We start from the raw sequence: 16,753 nt of genomic DNA, 5'->3' as shown, positions 1-16,753 counted from the left end.
ATGAACTTTAAACTCCTGGCGCTGCTTTGTGCCGGTATCATCGCCGGCACAAAGCCTGTTTATAGCCAGTCGCTGAAAATCTCGGAGAACAAACGGTTTTTCACAGACCAGAACGGACAGCCGTTCTTTTGGCTTGCTGACACCGGCTGGCTGCTTTTTAACCGGCTTACCCGCGAGGAGGCCGATCGCTACCTGGCCGATCGGCAACAAAAAGGCTTCAACGTGGTGCAGGTAATGGTGGTGCAGGCATTACGTACGGTAAATGTGTACGGCGATTCCGCATTGACAAACCATGATTTGGGCATCCCAAAAGTGACAGAAGGGAGTGCGTTTGAGAATCAGGAACAATACGACTATTGGGACCACATAGATTACATTGTAGGAAAGGCTGCGGAAAAGGGTATCCAAATTGGTATGGTACCCATTTGGGGGAATGCTGTGAAGAATGGGAAGACCAGCGCGGCGCAGGCGAAGGCTTACGCACAGTTTTTGGCGAGGCGCTATCGCGATCGGCCGAATATTGTGTGGATTAACGGAGGGGATATTCAGGGGGATGTTGTGCCTGAGGTCTGGGAGGCGATCGGCAGCACATTGCGTGCCGAAGATCCGAACCATCTCATTACTTTCCATCCGTTTGGCAGAATGCAGTCTTCGAAATGGTTTCATGACCGGCTGTGGCTGGATTTCAACATGTTCCAGTCGGGGCATCGCACGTATGCGCAGGATAACGACCCCAAAGATTTGCGTTACGGCGAGGATAACTGGCGTTATGTGGAAGCTGATTATGCCCGCACACCTGTAAAACCCGTGCTCGATGGTGAGCCTTCCTATGAGAACATCTGGCATGGCCTGCACGACAAAACGCTGCCCGTGTGGACGGCCGACGATGTGCGGCGATATGCTTATTGGTCGGTGTTCGCGGGTGCCTGCGGGTTCACATACGGGAACAATGGGGTGATGCAAATGCGATATGCGAGAGACCCTAAACTACCCTCTTGGGAGGAAGCCATTGACGACCCCGGGGCAGGCCAAATGATGCATTTGAAAAAATTAATGCTCTCGAAACCCTACTTCGAACGGGTCCCCGACCAGTCACTGATCGCTGAAAACGGCGAGCGGTACGATCGCCTGCTTGCGACGCGGGGTAAGGATTATGCTTTGATTTATACCTGGAATGGACGGGATATGAAGATCCGCATGGGGAAAATCGGCGGTGCCGAGGTGCAGGCCAGCTGGTACGACCCGCGCACCGGCCAAACCCGGATTTTAGGAAAAATTGAAAACAAAGGCATTAAAACATTTAACCCGCCCGGGGAGGTTAGAAACGGGAATGACTGGGTTTTGGTGTTGGAAAAATAGGATTATGCAGAAAGAATTAATACATACGCTGGCTTTATGCCTGGCAATCGGTGCGGCGAATGCGCAGGATACGATCCGCTATACGGGCAAAACACTCGTGAATGTGGACTACCACCACGGGCAGCTGAGTCCCGCCATCGGTGTGCATTCTTACCAGACGTTACGCGCGGACCGGACGGACGCGAGCAAGGACTCGGCCATTACCTGGACGTACAACCACGCGCCGATGCTGGCCTATTGGAACGGGGCATTCTATCTGAATTATCTCAGTAATCCGGTGGGTGAGCATATTCCGCCGGGGCAGACCCTTTTGCAAACCTCCAAAGACGGTAAAGTCTGGACGAAACCGGTGGCGATTTTTCCGCCTTACAAAATCCCGGATGGCACCAGAAAAGAAGGTCATGCCGGTGTTGCGAAAGATTTGTATGCCGTGATGCACCAGCGCATGGGTTTCTATGTATCCAAAAGCAACCGGTTGCTAATATTGGCGTATTTCGGGATGGTACTCGATGCAAAAGACGACCCGAACGACGGGTATGGTATCGGCAGGGTAGTGCGGGAAATCAAAAGGGATGGTACTTACGGCCCGATCTATTTTATCAGGCATAATGCTTCCTGGAAAGTGCCTTCGGATTATCCGATGTATACCGAAAGTAAGGACAAAGGTTTTGTGGAAGCCTGCGACGAACTCCTGGCGAACAAGTTAGTAACCCAGCAATGGGTAGAAGAGGCGGATCGCAATGACCCGCTGGTGAGTTTGAAGGGAGAATATAAAGCATTCAGCTACTACCATTTACCGGATGGTAGGGTGGTAGGTCTTTGGAAAAATGCATTGACCAGTATCAGTAAAAATGAGGGCAAGACCTGGCTGTACAATCCCAAACGCGCACCGGGTTTTGTGAACAGTAATGCCAAAATCTGGGGACAAAAAACGTCGGATGGTAAATACGCGACAGTCTACAATCCTTCCGAATTCCGCTGGCCGCTGGCGATTTCGGTGAGCGACGATGGTTTGAATTACAAAAACCTGTTGCTTGTGAATGGCGAAATTACCTCGATGCGCTATGGAGGTAACTATAAATCCTACGGCCCGCAGTACGTGCGCGGCATTTCCGAAGGGGACGGTACGCCGCCCGACGGCAATCTTTGGGTGACTTACAGCATGAACAAGGAGGATATCTGGGTGTCGGAAATACCGGTACCTGTGCGGGATAAAGCCGAAAAACACGCTTTGGACCGTTTTGGGGAAATGCCGGATGGAAAGGAACTGGCTGAGTGGAACATTTACAGTCCGCTGCAAGCGCCGGTGGCAATTGGTAAAACGCAGAATGGGAAGGCATTGATTATCAAAGACGCCGACCATTTCGACTATGCCCGGGTAGAACGGGTGGTGCCGGCTACGAAAAAGCTGGTGGCCGAGTTTGCCGTCACGCCCAATCAAAACGATACCGGATTGCTGGATATCGAATTCCTTGATGCCAAGGGTACGCCGGGCATTCGTTTGTCTTTTGACTCAACAGGCGTGTTCCGGTTGAAGGCGGGCTACCGCAATAAAACGCTTCTGGAATACCGGAAGGGTCAGCGCTACGACATTAAAGTGCAGGCCAATACCGAAACGCGGCTCTACTCCGTCGTGGTGAATGGCAAACAGGTTGGTGCCGGGGTGCTTTTCGCGCCGCTGGAAGCCGTGAGCCGTATCGCATTCCGTACTGGCGACACCCGTCGTTTCCCGGATGCGGATACACCCACCGACCAGATGTATGACCTGCCCGATGGCGGCATCAAGGATCCGGAAGCTGTATTTGCCATTGATTATCTGATTACCAGATCATTTTAAATGAAAACGACCCAAACCTTTATTGCGCTTTCGCTGGGATTAAGCCTGCACGCATTTGCCCAGGAAAAAGCACTTGTAAATACCTCTCAAAGCAAGTATGCGAAACTCCACGGCACGGATATGGCCGCAGTTCAATGGACGGACGGCTTTTGGGCCGACCGGTTCAGGGTGTGCCGCGAAACCATGGTGCCGCAGCTCTGGAAAACTTATACCGACCCGAACCTGAGCCATTCATTCCGGAACTTCGAGATCGCGGCAGGTCTGGAACCGGGCAATTTTAAAGGCCCATCCTTCCATGACGGTGATTTTTACAAGACATTTGAGGCGGTAGCCAGCCTTTATGCCGCGACGAAAGATCCGAAGCTGGACGAGCTCATGGATAAAACCATCGCCGTGATCGCCAGGGCGCAACGCGCCGACGGGTACATTTATACCAAAGCCATTATAGAACAAAAGCAGAACGGGGAGGGCAAAATGTTTGCCGACCGGCTTAGTTTCGAAGCTTACAATTTCGGGCATTTAATGACCGCCGCCTGCGTACATTATCGTGCCACAGGCAAAACCGCCCTGCTCGACGTCGCTAAAAAAGCAGCCGATTTTCTCATTACTTTCTACAATGCAGCCACGCCCGAGCAAAGCCGTAACGCCATTTGTCCGGCACATTATATGGGGCTTTCGGAACTATACCGCACTACGCACGATGAAAAATACCTGACGCTCGTCAAGCATTTGATCGCTATCAAAGGCGCCACGGAAGGCACAGACGATAACCAGGACCGCGTTCCGTTTTTGAAACAAACCAAGGTAATGGGCCACGCCGTGCGCGCCAACTACCTGTACGCGGGTGTCGCGGACGTGTACGCGGAGACGGGCGACCAGGCGTTGCTCGCGCAGTTGCACACGATGTGGGATGACGTTACGCAGCACAAAATGTACGTCACCGGCGGTTGCGGTGCGCTTTACGACGGCGTTTCTCCCGATGGTACCTCCTACAAACCCGACGAAGTCCAGAAAATCCATCAGGCATACGGCCGCGATTACCAGCTGCCCAACTTCACCGCCCACAATGAAACCTGCGCCAACATAGGTAATGTCCTGTGGAACTGGCGCATGCTCCAAATCACCGGTGACGCCAAATATGCCGACATCGTGGAGCTTGCATTGTACAACAGCGTGCTTTCGGGTATCAATCTTAGGGGAGACAAGTTTTTGTATACCAATCCATTGGCCTATTCCGATGCATTGCCCTTCAAGCAGCGCTGGGAAAAGGACCGGCAGGCCTACATTTCGAAATCCAACTGCTGCCCGCCTAACACCGTGCGCACGGTGGCGGAGGTGAGCCAATATGCTTACAGCCTTTCCGATGCCGGGGTGTTCTTCAATTTGTATGGAGGGAATAAGTTTCAAACTGCCGTGAAGGGCGGTCAGCTGCGTCTGACGCAAGCCACTGATTACCCGTGGAACGGCAGAATTTCCGTGACGCTCGATGAAGCGCCGAAAGATGCACTGGCATTATTTTTCCGCATTCCCGGTTGGTGCAGCAATGCTTCGCTAATGGTGAATGGTCAAAAGGAAACGGCAAAGCTCGTCTCGGGCAGTTACGCCGAAGTTAAACGCTCCTGGAAATCAGGCGACAAGATCGAATTGATGCTCGAAATGCCCGTAAAACTGATTGAATCCAATCCACTCGTGGAAGAAACCCGTAACCAGGTAGCAGTGAAACGCGGACCGGTTGTTTACTGTGTGGAGTCAATAGATTTACCCAAAGGCAAAACCATTTTCGACGTGGCGATCGCTGCCAGGAATAATTTTAAACCTGCATTATTAACGATCGAAAATAGTCCGGTCATGAGCTTGCAAGGCGATGCCGTGCTGGTGGAAAATGCTGATTGGGATAAAAAATTGTATCGGGAGGTGTCTATCGACGCGCCTAAAACCATCCCCGTGCGGCTGGTGCCCTATTACGCCTGGGGAAACCGTGGGCATGGGGATATGTCGGTTTGGCTGCCGTTGGTTAGGTAAGTTCCCTAACGATATTTACTGTGCTCGACGAATTTCGATACATTTTTAGGTAATGGGAAGGGGTAGTGTATTGTTTCATATGCCTGAATAGCTAGCGCGAGCGCTTCAATTCGATCGGCTTCTGCATCCGACACATTGTTTTCCCCTTTTTTCATTAAATTATTGAGTTCGTCGAGCGCGGCCTCATACTGGTGCTCTGATCGCAAGGTTTTCATATCAGCTATTATAATGTGGCCAAATTTGTATTATCATATTCATGATGCGTTCCAATGAAGCGAATAAACAACGTCCGCTTTCTAAAAAAAATTCTGGCGATTAGCCGACATTTGTTACCACCTATATTAAACACGAACAAGCAGTTGCCAACCGAATCAGTGGCATGAAATGTCTGTTTTAGTGCCGCAAAGTTAGCCCAATTGGCTCGCCGAGTCTCTTTGTACCATTTGTTTAGTGGAGCTTCAAATTCCGGATGGTCGATGCAAAATGACCTGATCGCCTTGTGAGACACAATAACCACTAGTTCATTATTTGAAATTACTACTTCAAATTGTGAATCTTATTGGGTTGACTCAAATCTTATGTCCAAATTCCATTGCTCAATGAGCGAGCGGTATTTTCTTACAATTCCCTAATCCAAATATTCCGAAAACTCACCCGGCTCCCATGCTCCTGCAACTGCAAAGGCAGCTTCGCATCATGATACTTGTACTTCGGATAGCCCTGATACACCATTGGCCCTTTCAGTTCAACATGGTTTAAGATCAGGACATTATTGTGTAAAACAGTCATATAGGCGGGTTTTTCGACCGTTTTGTCGGCCCGGAACACGGGGGCTTCGAAAATGACGTCGTACGTTTGCCAGGTTTGGGGCTTGCGGGCGGCGTTGACAAGCGGCGCGTGCTGTTTGTAGACGCTGCCGGCCTGGCCGTTGTAGTAGATTTTGGTGCTGTAATTCCAGGACTCGTAAATCTGCAATTCGTACAGGCCCATGATGAGCACGCCGCTGTTCCCACGGTTGAAGTCCTTGTCTTCCGACGGGTCGGGCGTGCGCCATTCGAGATGGAGCTGCATGTTGCCGAATTTCTGTTTGGTGCGAATGTCGGTAGCCTTGGGGAAGATCGTTAGGGCGTCGCCGTCGGCCTTCCATTTTACCGGCGAGCCGTCGGCGTGTTCCCATTTATCGAGGTCGGATGACCCGCTGTACAGGATGATGGCATCCGAAGGCGGCTGGGCGGAAGTTTCTCCCGGGGTAACGAGCGGAGGTTTGAATGACCAATCCTCGGTAGCCGAAGGGGAAGGCAGTTTTTCTTCTTTTTCGGATTGGGCAGTTGCCAGTGTACTGGTGCCCAGCGCAAGTGTTCCGATGAGGAGATGTTTTATGAGGTGTCTTTGTTGCATGGCCGGAATTGCAAAATCAAGCATAAATCGAATCGTTGTGGTTATACAAAGAAATAATAGCACAATAACTCACTATTATTTTCAATTTTCTCTTTTTATTTTCTTTTATTTACGTAAATTTGCTTTTGATGAGTTTAGGTATTCTATTTGACCTGTGAATAGGTTTATTTTTTGTCGGTATATGACGGATTGTTTCTTTTCCATCTATTTTTAGGTAAAAAACAAAAGTTGATACAATGCTGGCAAATCAGAGAAGGGAGAAAATACTTGAACTGTTAAAGGAAGATGGCTCGGCGAAGGTGGTAGACCTGGCCAGGCTTTTTAAAGTGACCGAAGTGACCATCCGGCAGGATCTGGACAAGCTTGAAAAGGACGGCCTGGTGATCAAGGAGCACGGCGGGGCGTTTTTGAAAAATGTCGAAGACCAGGTGCGCAATTTTTCGCTGGCCAACCAGGAAAACCTCGATAAAAAGGAGTTGATCGCGGCCAAATGTCTGGAATTTATTTCCAACGGCGATACGATTATCCTCGATTCGGGTTCGACCACGACGGAGATCGCGAAGAAGCTGCGTGGCAGCAACAAGCACCTGACGGTGATCACGAATGCGCTGAATATCGCATTGATTTTGGGGGCAGAAACGGGCATCGAGGTGATCATGACCGGAGGCGAATTCAAGCCGCCTACCTTGTCGCTGACCGGCCAGAAAGCGGCCGATTTTTTCAAAGGATTGAATGTGCAGAAGTTGTTCCTCGCCACAGCAGGATTGTCGCTGAAAGCCGGGCTAACCTACCCGAGTATCGCTGATCTCGTCGTGAAAAAGGCGATGATCGACGCCGCGGACACGACTTATCTCGTAGCCGATTCGACCAAAGTAGGAAAAAGCGCATTCGCGAGCTTAGGGGCCCTTTCGCTGATCGACTACATCATTACGGATGCGGGGATCGAGGAGAAGTTTCAGCAGTTGTTTCACGATAACGAGATTGAGTTGATCATTGCGGGGTAGTGAATTTTGAATGAGTGAATGAGTGAATTGCGAATGAGTGAATGATTGAATAATAAGGGCTTAAAGCCTATGGCTTACAGCTTAAAGCAAAACAAAGCCGACAGCCATCAAATCCATGAACATGAAAGGAAGTATCGGAGTCATTATTGGGAATAGGGATTTTTTTCCGGACAGGCTTGTGGCCGAGGCGCGGGTGGAGATCGTTGATCTGCTTAAAAGGTTAAATATCAACGGGATCACGCTTGATACCGAAGCTACGAAGCTGGGTGGGGTCGAGACGTTCCAGGATGCGCAGAAATGTGCGGCATTGTTCCGGGCGCACCGGGATGAGATTGTTGGAGTACTGGTGGTATTGCCCAATTTCGGCGACGAGCGCGGCATTGCCGAGACGCTGAAACTGGCTGATCTGAATGTGCCGGTGCTGGTACAAGGTTATCCCGACGACCTCGATAAGCTCGACGTAGCCCGCCGCCGCGATTCGTGGTGCGGCAAGATCTCGGCTTGCAACAACCTGTATCAGTTCGGGATCAAATACACGCTTACAACAAAACACGTCGTACATCCGACCGACCCTTCCTTTATCAAGGATTTGAATGATTTCGTGGCGGTGTGCCGTGTGACCAAAGGTTTGCGTAACGTTCGCATCGGCGCGATCGGCGCTCGTCCGGGCGGGTTCAATACGGTGCGTTACAGCGAAAAAATATTGCAGCGCAACGGTATCTCGGTCGTGACGGTCGATCTGTCGGAGATATTGGGTAATGCCGGCAAACTTACCGCCCAGGATTCCAAAGTGAAGGAACGTCTGGATAAAATCACTTCCTACGCCTCACGGGGGCGCACGCCGGATGAAGCATTGATCCAAATGGCGAAGCTGGATGTAGTTTTGGGTGAATTTATGGCAGCCAATGCGCTGGATGCTACGGCTATTCAATGCTGGACCTCGGTACAGCAGAACTACGGCTGCAATGTGTGCACGAGCATGAGTATCATGAGTGAAAACATGATGCCGAGCGGCTGCGAGGTGGATGTGACGGGTACATTAAGTATGTATGCATTGCAGCTCGCATCGGGCTCGCCGAGCGCGCTGGTGGATTGGAATAACAATTACGCCAACGACGATAACAAATGTGTGCTGTTCCACTGCGGTAACTGGGCGAAATCGTTTTTGCCGGATATCGAAATAGCGACGGCGCCTATTCTGGGAACGTCGGTGGGAGAGGAGAATACCTGGGGCGCATTGGCTGGTCGCACACCCGCGATGCCGCTCACGTACGGGCGCATCAGCACGGACGACCCGCGCGGGGTGATGAAGGCGTATATAGGGGAGGGGCGCCTGACGGACGATACGCTGAAAACCTTCGGTAACCGGGCTGTGGCCGAGATCCCGAACCTGCAAAACCTGATGCAATACATCTGTCGCAATGGTTTCGAACACCATGTGGTAATGAATGCGTCCAAAACGGCGGGCATTCTGAAAGAAGCATTGGGCAATTATATGGGTTGGGAAGTGCAGGTTTTCGATGAACCCGCGCAGCATCCGTACTCTACCCGCGTGCCCGACCGCGAACTCGTTTCGCAGAACTAAACCCTGAACCATCGGAAAATTACAAATACCGGCCGTAAAGCCGGACTAATGCTAAGAGTCATGTCGGAAAAGGAACTGGCGCAGAAATCGGTGGAGTACCGGAAGAAAATCCTCAAATACATCTACCAGGCCAAAGCGGGCCATACCGGCGGCAGCCTGTCGTGTATCGATATTTTGAATGTACTCTACAATCATACGATGAATGTCGTCCCCGATAGTTTCGACTCTCCCGACCGCGACCGGTACATTCAGAGCAAGGGGCATACGGTAGAAGCATTATATGTGGTACTGGCGTCGCGCGGCTTTTTCCCGGAATCGGATTTGGAGACTTTGTGCCAGTACCAGTCGCATTACATCGGCCACCCGACACGCAAAGTGCACGGCGTGGAACAGAATACAGGTGCGCTGGGCCACGGGCTTTCGCTGAGCGTAGGCACAGCGATCGCCGGCAAGCTCGATAAGCGCGATTACCGCGTATTTACAGTGCTGGGCGACGGCGAGTTGCCGGAAGGCTCCAACTGGGAAGCCGCACTGTCGGCCTCGCATTACAAGCTGGATAACCTTTGCGCTATTTTGGACAAAAACACCCTGCAAATCTCCGGCCCTACCAGTGCTGTGTGCAACACCGATCCTGTTGATGAGAAATTTGAAGCATTCGGCTGGGCGGTGCGGCATGTCGACGGGCATGATATCGGCGAGCTGACAGCTGCATTTGGCGCACTACCTTTTGAAAAAGGTAAGCCGAGCCTGATTATCGCTCACACGGTGAAGGGCAAGGGCGTGAGCTATATGGAGAATCAATTGAAATGGCACCACGGCGTACCCGATCCCAAGCAGTATGCCGATGCGATACAGGAACTGGACCTTTTGAAAGAAACACTTTCCTGGGCCGTTCCGGGTAACCTGACTTGAATTTAAATAGTAGAAATAGTGGATGCGACGATCGAGAACATAGCTGTGAGCCAGCGGGCCAATCTGGAAGTTTTTTCGGGCACATTGCAGCACCTTGCCCAAACGGACAGGGACGTCATCGTGGTGACGAGCGATTCGCGCGGCTCGGGGAAGCTGGTGCCGTTTGGGCAGCAATTTCCTGAACAAATTATCGAAGTAGGTATTGCCGAACAGAACCTGGTGGGCGTTGCGGCGGGACTGGCTTCGGCGGGCAAGAAGGTATTTGCGGTTTCCCCCGCCTGCTTTTTGACGGCCCGCGCATTGGAACAAATCAAAAACGATGTGGCCTATTCCGACAACCCGGTAAAGCTGATCGGTATCAGTGCCGGCGTCAGCTATGGCGCATTGGGCTCAACACACCACAGCTTGCATGATTTCGCGGTTTTACGCACCATTAATAACCTTATTGTAGTAGCCCCGGCGGATAATTTTGAAACCGAACAGGCTATTTTGCTGGCAGCCGAAACCGATATGCCGGTGTACATCCGCTTTGGTAAAAAACAAATGCCTTTACTTTCCGAAGAGGAGAAAACATTTGAGTTCGGAAAAGGGCGTATCGTGCGTGAGGGCAAGGACGTTACCATTATCGGAACGGGTGAAACGGTTGCCCCAGCCTTACGGGCGGCGGAAAAGCTCGAACGGGAGCACCAAATCTCTGCCACGGTAATAAGTATGCACACAATCAAGCCGCTCGATTACGATCTGTTGCGAAATATCGCGGCTTCCGGCCAGCCTGTTGTCACAGTAGAAGAGCATAGCGTTTATGGCGGTCTCGGCGAGGCGTGCGCTTCGTATTTGATCCAGAATAACTTCCATAACCGGTTCAAGATCATGGGTATCCCCGACGAATACACGGTCACCGGCTCCCAAACGGAGATTTTTAATCACTATGGTATTTCAGAAGGAGGCATTGCCGCCGCCGCGCTCGGCCTTGTCAGGTAAGTCACCGCTGTTGTAAGTGTAAACAGTCGGTTAATTAGTCGTTGTAAAATCAGGTCTTTTTCAAATAGGTTTATTTGGTCAAAATTTATGAAACTGATAAGACAAGTGTTCTGTGGCGTTGCATTGCTTTTGGGGACTGGCGCCTATGCGCAGGACGATATGACCAGGCACCGTGTGCTGGTGCTGACAGACATAGAGAATGAACCGGACGACACCCAGTCGATGATCCGGTTTCTGACTTATTCCAACCAATGGGATATCGAGGGCCTGGTAGCCACGACTTCCATTCACCAGCAAAAACGCGTTGCACCGGAAAAGATCAGGCAGCTCATAGAAGCTTATCGCAAGGTGCGTCCTAATCTGCTTTTGCATGAAAAAGGGTATCCGGAAGCGGATTATCTCATCAGTATTACCAAAAGCGCTTATCCCGATTTCGGTTTGAATGCGGTAGGCAAGGGTAAAGATTCGGAAGGTTCGGAATGGATTATCAAGGTAGTCGATAAAAAGGACGACCGGCCTGTATGGATTCCGGTTTGGGGCGGCGCCAATTGCCTTGCGCAGGCGCTCTGGAAAGTGAAAATGACCCGGTCGCCGGAGGACGTGCGGAAGTTCGTTTCCAAAATCAGGATGTACACCATTTCAGACCAGGACGATACCGGTCCGTGGATCCGCAAGACTTTTCCGGAATTGTTCTATGTGGGTAGCCCGGGTTACCATGCTGCCGGCGCTTACCATTATGCGACATGGTCGGGCATCAGCGGTGACAAGTTTCATGGCCGTTTTGCCGGTGCCAATTTTGAAATCGTGGATAACCCCTGGCTCGACGAGCATGTTCGCAGTCATGGTCCGATGGGAGCGGAGTATCCGTTCACCAAGTTTTTGATGGAAGGCGACACGCCTTCGTTTTTAGGATTAGTCAACAATGGCCTGAACGACCCCGAGCATCCCGAGTACGGCGGCTGGGGCGGACGATACGAACTCTACACGCCACGCACGCTGAAATATTTTTACGAACCGGAGACCCGCCCGATTTACACGGATGCCATGGACGAGGTGAAAGGCGTCGACGGCGCCTACCATACCAGCAATAAGGCCACATTATGGCGTTGGCGTGAGGCATTCCAGTACGATTTCGCGGCGCGGATGGACTGGACGATCAAACCCTACAAGGAAGCCAACCATCCGCCGAAAGCGGTTGTGAAAGGCGGTACGCGTATCCACGCGAAAGTGGGTGAGCCCGTGCAGCTTAGCGCGGAAGGTTCCGTAGACCCCGACGGCAATGCATTGGCTTACGAATGGATCCATTACCCGGAGCCGGGCAGTTATAATATCAAAGAATCACTCGGTATCAAGGATATAAAAGCAGGGCAAACGTCTTTTGTGGCTCCAAAGGTGGAAAAACCGGAGACAATCCACATTGTATTGGCGGTCACCGATAATGGTACCCCGGCGCTGACGCGGTACCAGCGTGTGATTGTGACGGTGTACCCCTGAGGACAATAAAGTATGAAAATCAACATGCATTATCGGATAGCGCTTTTTGGGATTCTTTTCGGGCTTGGATGGATTGGTTGTAAAACAAAAGAGTCCAAAGACGAGCCGAAAAAGATCGCCATCGTGGTGTCGACACTCAATAACCCCTGGTTCGTTTTCCTGGCGCAGAAGGCCGAGTCGAAAGCGAAGCAGCTCGGTTACGAATCCAAAATTTTTGATTCCCAGAATAATACCGCACAGGAAACCGACCATTTCGACAATGCGATCGCCTCGGGTTACGACGCCATTTTGTTCAACCCCACCGATGCCGACGGCTCCATTGTGAATGTGAAAAATGCGGCGGCGGCGGGTGTCCCGGTGTTTTGCATGGATCGGGAGGTGAATGCCAACGGTGCCGCTACTTCGCAGATTTTGTCGGACAGCTATTCGGGTTGCGTGGCGATCGGGAAGTACTTCGTCGAGACATTGAACAAGAAAGGCAAGTATGTCGAAATCCTGGGGATGGTTGGTGACAACAACACCTGGAACCGCTCAAAAGGCTTTCACAGTGTCGTGGACTTCTATCCCGGCCTAAAAATGGTCGCCCAGCAGAGCGCCGATTTCGACCGGAACAAGGCGATGGAGGTGATGGAATCCATTCTGCAAGCGCACCCGGATATCGACGGTGTTTTTTGCGGGAACGACGCTATGGCCATGGGAGCCTACCAGGCGCTGGTGGCCGCCGGAAAAGCCGATCGTGTGAAAGTATTCGGGTTTGATGGCGCCGAAGATGTGGTGAAGTCCATTCGGGACGGAAAGATCATGGCAACAGGAATGCAGTTCCCGGAAGTAATGGCACAGACAGCCGCCACTTTTGCCGATGAGTATTTCAAGGGCAAACGCGATTTTCCAGGTAAAATGCCGGTGGCGGTGGAGCTGGTGAAGAAGGATAATGTCGAAAACTATGCCGCATACGGCGAAAAAGAATAGCTATGCCCAAACCGATCCGATACCTGCTTTTTGCAGTGGTGTTTGCATTACTGGCTTATAATTCGGTGTATTTCAGGAAGCTGGATGAAGTGAAGGCGGGCGCCGCGGCATTTGACGCTGCCGGTTATGCCGAAGATTTCTGGGGAAAAAAGCTGATTCCCGGCTTGTCGAAAGCGGTGGATCTGAATGCATTGACCGCGCAGCTGAAAACGGAAAAAGACAAAGCCTTTGAACAGTATTCACACGCATTGGGCATCGGTAATATTCGCTATTTTCTGGTCAAAGGACAGGGCATTGTGGCTGATGTGAGCGAAAATGAAGTGTCTGTGAAACTCATCGGTGCCGGTGAAGGTGCTGGAAATGTGCGCATTGCTACGGAGTATATTTTTGGCAATGCAGTACGCGATGCGTCCGGCGCGATCGACATCAATGCGTTCACCAATTCGATGGATTTTAACAACGTATCGGCAGAGATCAACGAGCTGATCCGCGAAAAGGTGGTGCCGCCATTCAAATCCAAGGTCAAAAAAGGCGACCGTGTGACATTCCACGGTGCCATCGAACTGAACCGTGAACATTTGCAGCTGAATAATATCGAAATCATTCCCGTAAGTCTCCAAATCGAACAGCCATGACGGACACAGCGACCTTGTTGGAAGTGAAGCATATCACAAAGCGGTTCCCGGGTGTGGTGGCGCTGGATGACGTTTCGCTTTCGATCGAAGCGGGCAAAGTGACCGCGCTGATCGGGGAGAATGGGGCCGGGAAATCGACGTTAATGAAGATACTTTCGGGCGTTTACCCTGATTTTGAGGGAGATATTTACTACAAGGGCGAAACGGCGAAGTTCACCGGCCCGAAAGATGCCCAGCAGCAGGGCGTCGTGATCATTCACCAGGAACTCAACCTGATTCCTTACCTGACCATCACTGAAAATATTTTTCTCGGGCGCGAACTGGTAACACAGTACGGCACCATGGACAAAAGCCGCATGCGCAAGCGTACGCAGGAGCTGCTCGACCGCCTGAAACTGAAAGTGAGCCCCGATTTGCAGGTTTTCAAGCTCAAAGTAGGCCAGCAACAGATCGTCGAAATCGCCAAAGCATTGCTGACCGACGCCGAACTGATCATTATGGACGAGCCGACCTCCGCCATTACAGGGGCGGAAGTGGAGGTTTTGTTTGATATCATCACCGACCTCAAAGCGCAGAACAAGGCCATCGTTTACGTTTCGCACAAGCTCGACGAGCTGTTTCGCATCGCCGATCATTATGTGGTGCTTCGCGACGGGAAGAGCATCGAATCCGGCAAAATGGCGGGTATGACCCAGGACCAGCTGATCAGCAAAATGGTAGGCCGGAAAATTGAAGCGATGCGAAAGACCAGCGGCCGTGGCACTTACGTACCGTTGCTGGAAGTGAAAAACCTGAACCTGAAAAGCCGGGTCAAGTCGGGAAATGTGCTGAGTAATGTTTCTTTTAATATTGGTAAAGGGGAGATTGTGGGGCTTTTTGGTCTGATGGGCGCCGGGCGCACCGAGTTATTGGAATCTATTTTCGGGCTGCATCCTGCGCATTCGAGCGGAGAAGCGTTGATCGGCGGGCAACCCATTTGCTGCGATTCCCCCGCACGTGCCATTGCGGCCGGGCTCGCGCTCGTACCCGAGGACCGGAAAAAGGACGGATTGGTGCTTGGACTAGGTGTGAAAAATAACATCAGTCTCACCACATTGGCAGAAATGGAAAGCCTCGGCACGCTGAGCGACACAAAAGAGTGCGAGCTGGCCGATCATTATATCAGTGAGTTGCGCATTAAAACGCCTTCTAAAGAACAACAGGCCCGCAATTTAAGCGGAGGTAATCAGCAGAAAATTGTGCTGGCCAAATGGCTGGCCACGCGCCCGAAAGTGCTTCTGCTCGACGAACCGACCCGGGGCATCGATATCAATGCCAAATCGGAGATTTACAAGCTCATTATCCGCCTCGCCGACAAAGGGCTGGGCATTCTGGTTGTGTCGTCGGAACTCCCCGAAATCCTGGCTATTTCCGATCGTATTCTGGTAATGGCGGAGGGGCGGCTGACAGGCGAATTCCTGGCTCGCGAAGCGACGGAGGACGGAATTTTGAAGAAGGCTATAAGCTTTAAGCAGTAGGCCATAAGCTTCCTGAATACTAATTATCATAATAAACAATTTTACCATTAAAAGCATACAGCCTAATGCCTATTGCTTACAGCCGCAAAAACTTCGCCCGCTTCCAATCCCTCATTGCGCTATTCCTTCTGTGCCTTGCATTGAGCGTTCTGTCCGACAAGTTCCTTTCGTTTTCGAACCTCTGGAATGTGATGCGGCAGATTTCGGTCAATATCTGCATTTCGGTGGGCATGACGCTGATCGTACTTACAGCCGGGATCGATCTGTCGGTTGGTTCGGTACTGGCATTATGTGGTGCGATTACGGCAGGTTTGCTCAAAAACGGCATTGAATTACCTTCTCAGAACCTGTACATCGGATTTACCGTACTCGGCGCGATCCTGGCGGGCGGCCTTACAGGCTCCGCTCTGGGTGCATTCAATGGGTGGGCCATCACGCGGTTCAATGTACCGCCATTTGTAGCTACGCTCGCGATGCTGACGGTCGCGCGGGGGCTTACCATGCTGTGGACGGGCGGTTTCCCCATCAGCGGGCTAGGGGATACATTTTTGTTTATCGGTACGGGCTGGTTTCTGGGTATTCCCGTGCCGGTGTGGATTTCGATTGTTGTGGTAGCGCTGGCGGTTTTCCTGACCGACAAGACGCGGATCGGGCGCTACATTTACGCGATCGGCGGAAATGAAAGTGCCTCCCGGTTGTCTGGTATCAATGTCAACAGGGTTAAAATTATCGTCTATACCATTGCCGGAGCGCTCGCGGCGGTGGGTGGAATCATGGTGACTTCGCGCCTCGACTCCGCCCAACCCAACGCGGGTATCAGTTATGAACTGGATTCAATCGCGGCCGTCGTCATCGGCGGTACCTCGCTTTCGGGCGGGCGCGGGAGCATCCTTGGCACCGTGCAAGGCGCGATCATCATCGGAGTATTGAATAATGGTTTGGTACTCTTAAACGTATCCCCGTTTTGGCAGCAGGTGGTGAAGGGGCTGGTGATTTTGCTGGCGGTGATTATTGATAAATCGAATGGGAAGAATGAATAG

The 16,753-nt window shown here is 51.6% G+C and carries 14 protein-coding genes; 12 read left to right on the top strand and 2 right to left on the bottom strand.

The window, feature by feature from the left end; translation table 11 throughout:
- From J7619_RS03350 to J7619_RS03340, 3 genes are read left to right on the top strand one after another with little or no spacing between them, the layout of a single operon-like run.
- Positions 1-1,359 carry a glycoside hydrolase family 140 protein gene (locus J7619_RS03350; RefSeq protein ID WP_291194006.1) on the top strand — a complete coding sequence of 453 codons (1,359 nt, stop codon included), beginning with the start codon at positions 1-3 and terminating at the stop codon, positions 1,357-1,359.
- 4 nt (positions 1,360-1,363) lie between these two features.
- The gene (locus J7619_RS03345) at positions 1,364-3,196 is read left to right on the top strand and encodes a six-hairpin glycosidase (RefSeq protein ID WP_291194003.1); all 1,833 of its coding nucleotides are present in this window, start codon (positions 1,364-1,366) and stop codon (positions 3,194-3,196) included.
- Positions 3,197-5,218, top strand: a complete 2,022-nt coding sequence (locus tag J7619_RS03340; RefSeq protein ID WP_291194000.1) for a glycoside hydrolase family 127 protein — start codon at positions 3,197-3,199, stop codon at positions 5,216-5,218.
- 223 nt (positions 5,219-5,441) lie between these two features.
- Here the strand turns inward: J7619_RS03340 and J7619_RS03335 are convergent, their stop codons facing one another.
- The gene (locus J7619_RS03335) at positions 5,442-5,726 is read right to left on the bottom strand and encodes a type II toxin-antitoxin system HigB family toxin (RefSeq protein WP_291193997.1); all 285 of its coding nucleotides are present in this window, start codon (positions 5,724-5,726) and stop codon (positions 5,442-5,444) included.
- A 110-nt stretch (positions 5,727-5,836) separates the two neighbouring features.
- Positions 5,837-6,640 (bottom strand): DUF1080 domain-containing protein, encoded by an 804-nt coding sequence (locus tag J7619_RS03330; RefSeq protein ID WP_291193994.1) that lies wholly within the window; start codon positions 6,638-6,640, stop codon positions 5,837-5,839.
- A 212-nt stretch (positions 6,641-6,852) separates the two neighbouring features.
- Here J7619_RS03330 and J7619_RS03325 point away from each other — a divergent pair, with 212 nt between their 5' ends.
- The 9 genes from J7619_RS03325 to J7619_RS03285 all read left to right on the top strand — a co-directional run bounded on the left by J7619_RS03325 (position 6,853) and on the right by J7619_RS03285 (position 16,753).
- Positions 6,853-7,620 (top strand): DeoR/GlpR family DNA-binding transcription regulator, encoded by a 768-nt coding sequence (locus J7619_RS03325; protein ID WP_291193991.1) that lies wholly within the window; start codon positions 6,853-6,855, stop codon positions 7,618-7,620.
- Between the two features lie 115 nt (positions 7,621-7,735).
- Positions 7,736-9,205 carry an L-fucose/L-arabinose isomerase family protein gene (locus J7619_RS03320; protein WP_291193988.1) on the top strand — a complete coding sequence of 490 codons (1,470 nt, stop codon included), beginning with the start codon at positions 7,736-7,738 and terminating at the stop codon, positions 9,203-9,205.
- Between the two features lie 60 nt (positions 9,206-9,265).
- The gene (locus J7619_RS03315; protein ID WP_291193984.1) at positions 9,266-10,117 is read left to right on the top strand and encodes a transketolase; all 852 of its coding nucleotides are present in this window, start codon (positions 9,266-9,268) and stop codon (positions 10,115-10,117) included.
- Between the two features lie 18 nt (positions 10,118-10,135).
- Positions 10,136-11,098 (top strand): transketolase family protein, encoded by a 963-nt coding sequence (locus J7619_RS03310; protein ID WP_291193980.1) that lies wholly within the window; start codon positions 10,136-10,138, stop codon positions 11,096-11,098.
- An 87-nt stretch (positions 11,099-11,185) separates the two neighbouring features.
- Positions 11,186-12,592 (top strand): nucleoside hydrolase-like domain-containing protein, encoded by a 1,407-nt coding sequence (locus J7619_RS03305; protein WP_291193977.1) that lies wholly within the window; start codon positions 11,186-11,188, stop codon positions 12,590-12,592.
- Between the two features lie 12 nt (positions 12,593-12,604).
- Complete coding sequence (locus J7619_RS03300) at positions 12,605-13,561, top strand: D-ribose ABC transporter substrate-binding protein (protein ID WP_291193974.1); 957 nt, start codon at positions 12,605-12,607, stop codon at positions 13,559-13,561.
- A gap of 2 nt (positions 13,562-13,563) precedes the next feature.
- Positions 13,564-14,196, top strand: coding sequence for a DUF2291 domain-containing protein (locus tag J7619_RS03295; RefSeq protein ID WP_291193971.1), 633 nt, complete (start codon positions 13,564-13,566; stop codon positions 14,194-14,196).
- A complete protein-coding gene (locus J7619_RS03290; RefSeq protein ID WP_291193968.1) occupies positions 14,193-15,713 on the top strand; it encodes a sugar ABC transporter ATP-binding protein in 1,521 nt (506 codons plus the stop codon). The genes J7619_RS03295 and J7619_RS03290 overlap by 4 nt, the downstream gene beginning before the upstream one ends.
- Before the next feature lie 65 nt (positions 15,714-15,778).
- Positions 15,779-16,753 (top strand): ABC transporter permease, encoded by a 975-nt coding sequence (locus J7619_RS03285; RefSeq protein WP_291193965.1) that lies wholly within the window; start codon positions 15,779-15,781, stop codon positions 16,751-16,753.

The sequence above is a fragment of the Dyadobacter sp. genome, assembly GCF_017744695.1.
Lineage (GTDB): Bacteria > Bacteroidota > Bacteroidia > Cytophagales > Spirosomataceae > Dyadobacter.
Note: the sequence above shows the minus strand (reverse complement) of the source record. Positions and strands in the feature narration are given on the sequence as shown.

Excerpts from the sequence above, each read along its gene's own strand:
- J7619_RS03300 (WP_291193974.1), top strand. The coding sequence starts at position 12,605 with ATGAAAATCAACATGCATTATCGGATAGCGCTTTTTGGGATTCTTTTC.
- J7619_RS03330 (WP_291193994.1), bottom strand. The coding sequence starts at position 6,640 with ATGCTTGATTTTGCAATTCCGGCCATGCAACAAAGACACCTCATAAAA.
- J7619_RS03315 (WP_291193984.1), top strand. The coding sequence starts at position 9,266 with ATGTCGGAAAAGGAACTGGCGCAGAAATCGGTGGAGTACCGGAAGAAA.
- J7619_RS03340 (WP_291194000.1), top strand. The coding sequence starts at position 3,197 with ATGAAAACGACCCAAACCTTTATTGCGCTTTCGCTGGGATTAAGCCTG.
- J7619_RS03295 (WP_291193971.1), top strand. The coding sequence starts at position 13,564 with ATGCCCAAACCGATCCGATACCTGCTTTTTGCAGTGGTGTTTGCATTA.
- J7619_RS03290 (WP_291193968.1), top strand. The coding sequence starts at position 14,193 with ATGACGGACACAGCGACCTTGTTGGAAGTGAAGCATATCACAAAGCGG.
- J7619_RS03345 (WP_291194003.1), top strand. The coding sequence starts at position 1,364 with ATGCAGAAAGAATTAATACATACGCTGGCTTTATGCCTGGCAATCGGT.
- J7619_RS03305 (WP_291193977.1), top strand. The coding sequence starts at position 11,186 with ATGAAACTGATAAGACAAGTGTTCTGTGGCGTTGCATTGCTTTTGGGG.
- J7619_RS03285 (WP_291193965.1), top strand. The coding sequence starts at position 15,779 with ATGCCTATTGCTTACAGCCGCAAAAACTTCGCCCGCTTCCAATCCCTC.
- J7619_RS03350 (WP_291194006.1), top strand. The coding sequence starts at position 1 with ATGAACTTTAAACTCCTGGCGCTGCTTTGTGCCGGTATCATCGCCGGC.
- J7619_RS03325 (WP_291193991.1), top strand. The coding sequence starts at position 6,853 with ATGCTGGCAAATCAGAGAAGGGAGAAAATACTTGAACTGTTAAAGGAA.
- J7619_RS03320 (WP_291193988.1), top strand. The coding sequence starts at position 7,736 with ATGAACATGAAAGGAAGTATCGGAGTCATTATTGGGAATAGGGATTTT.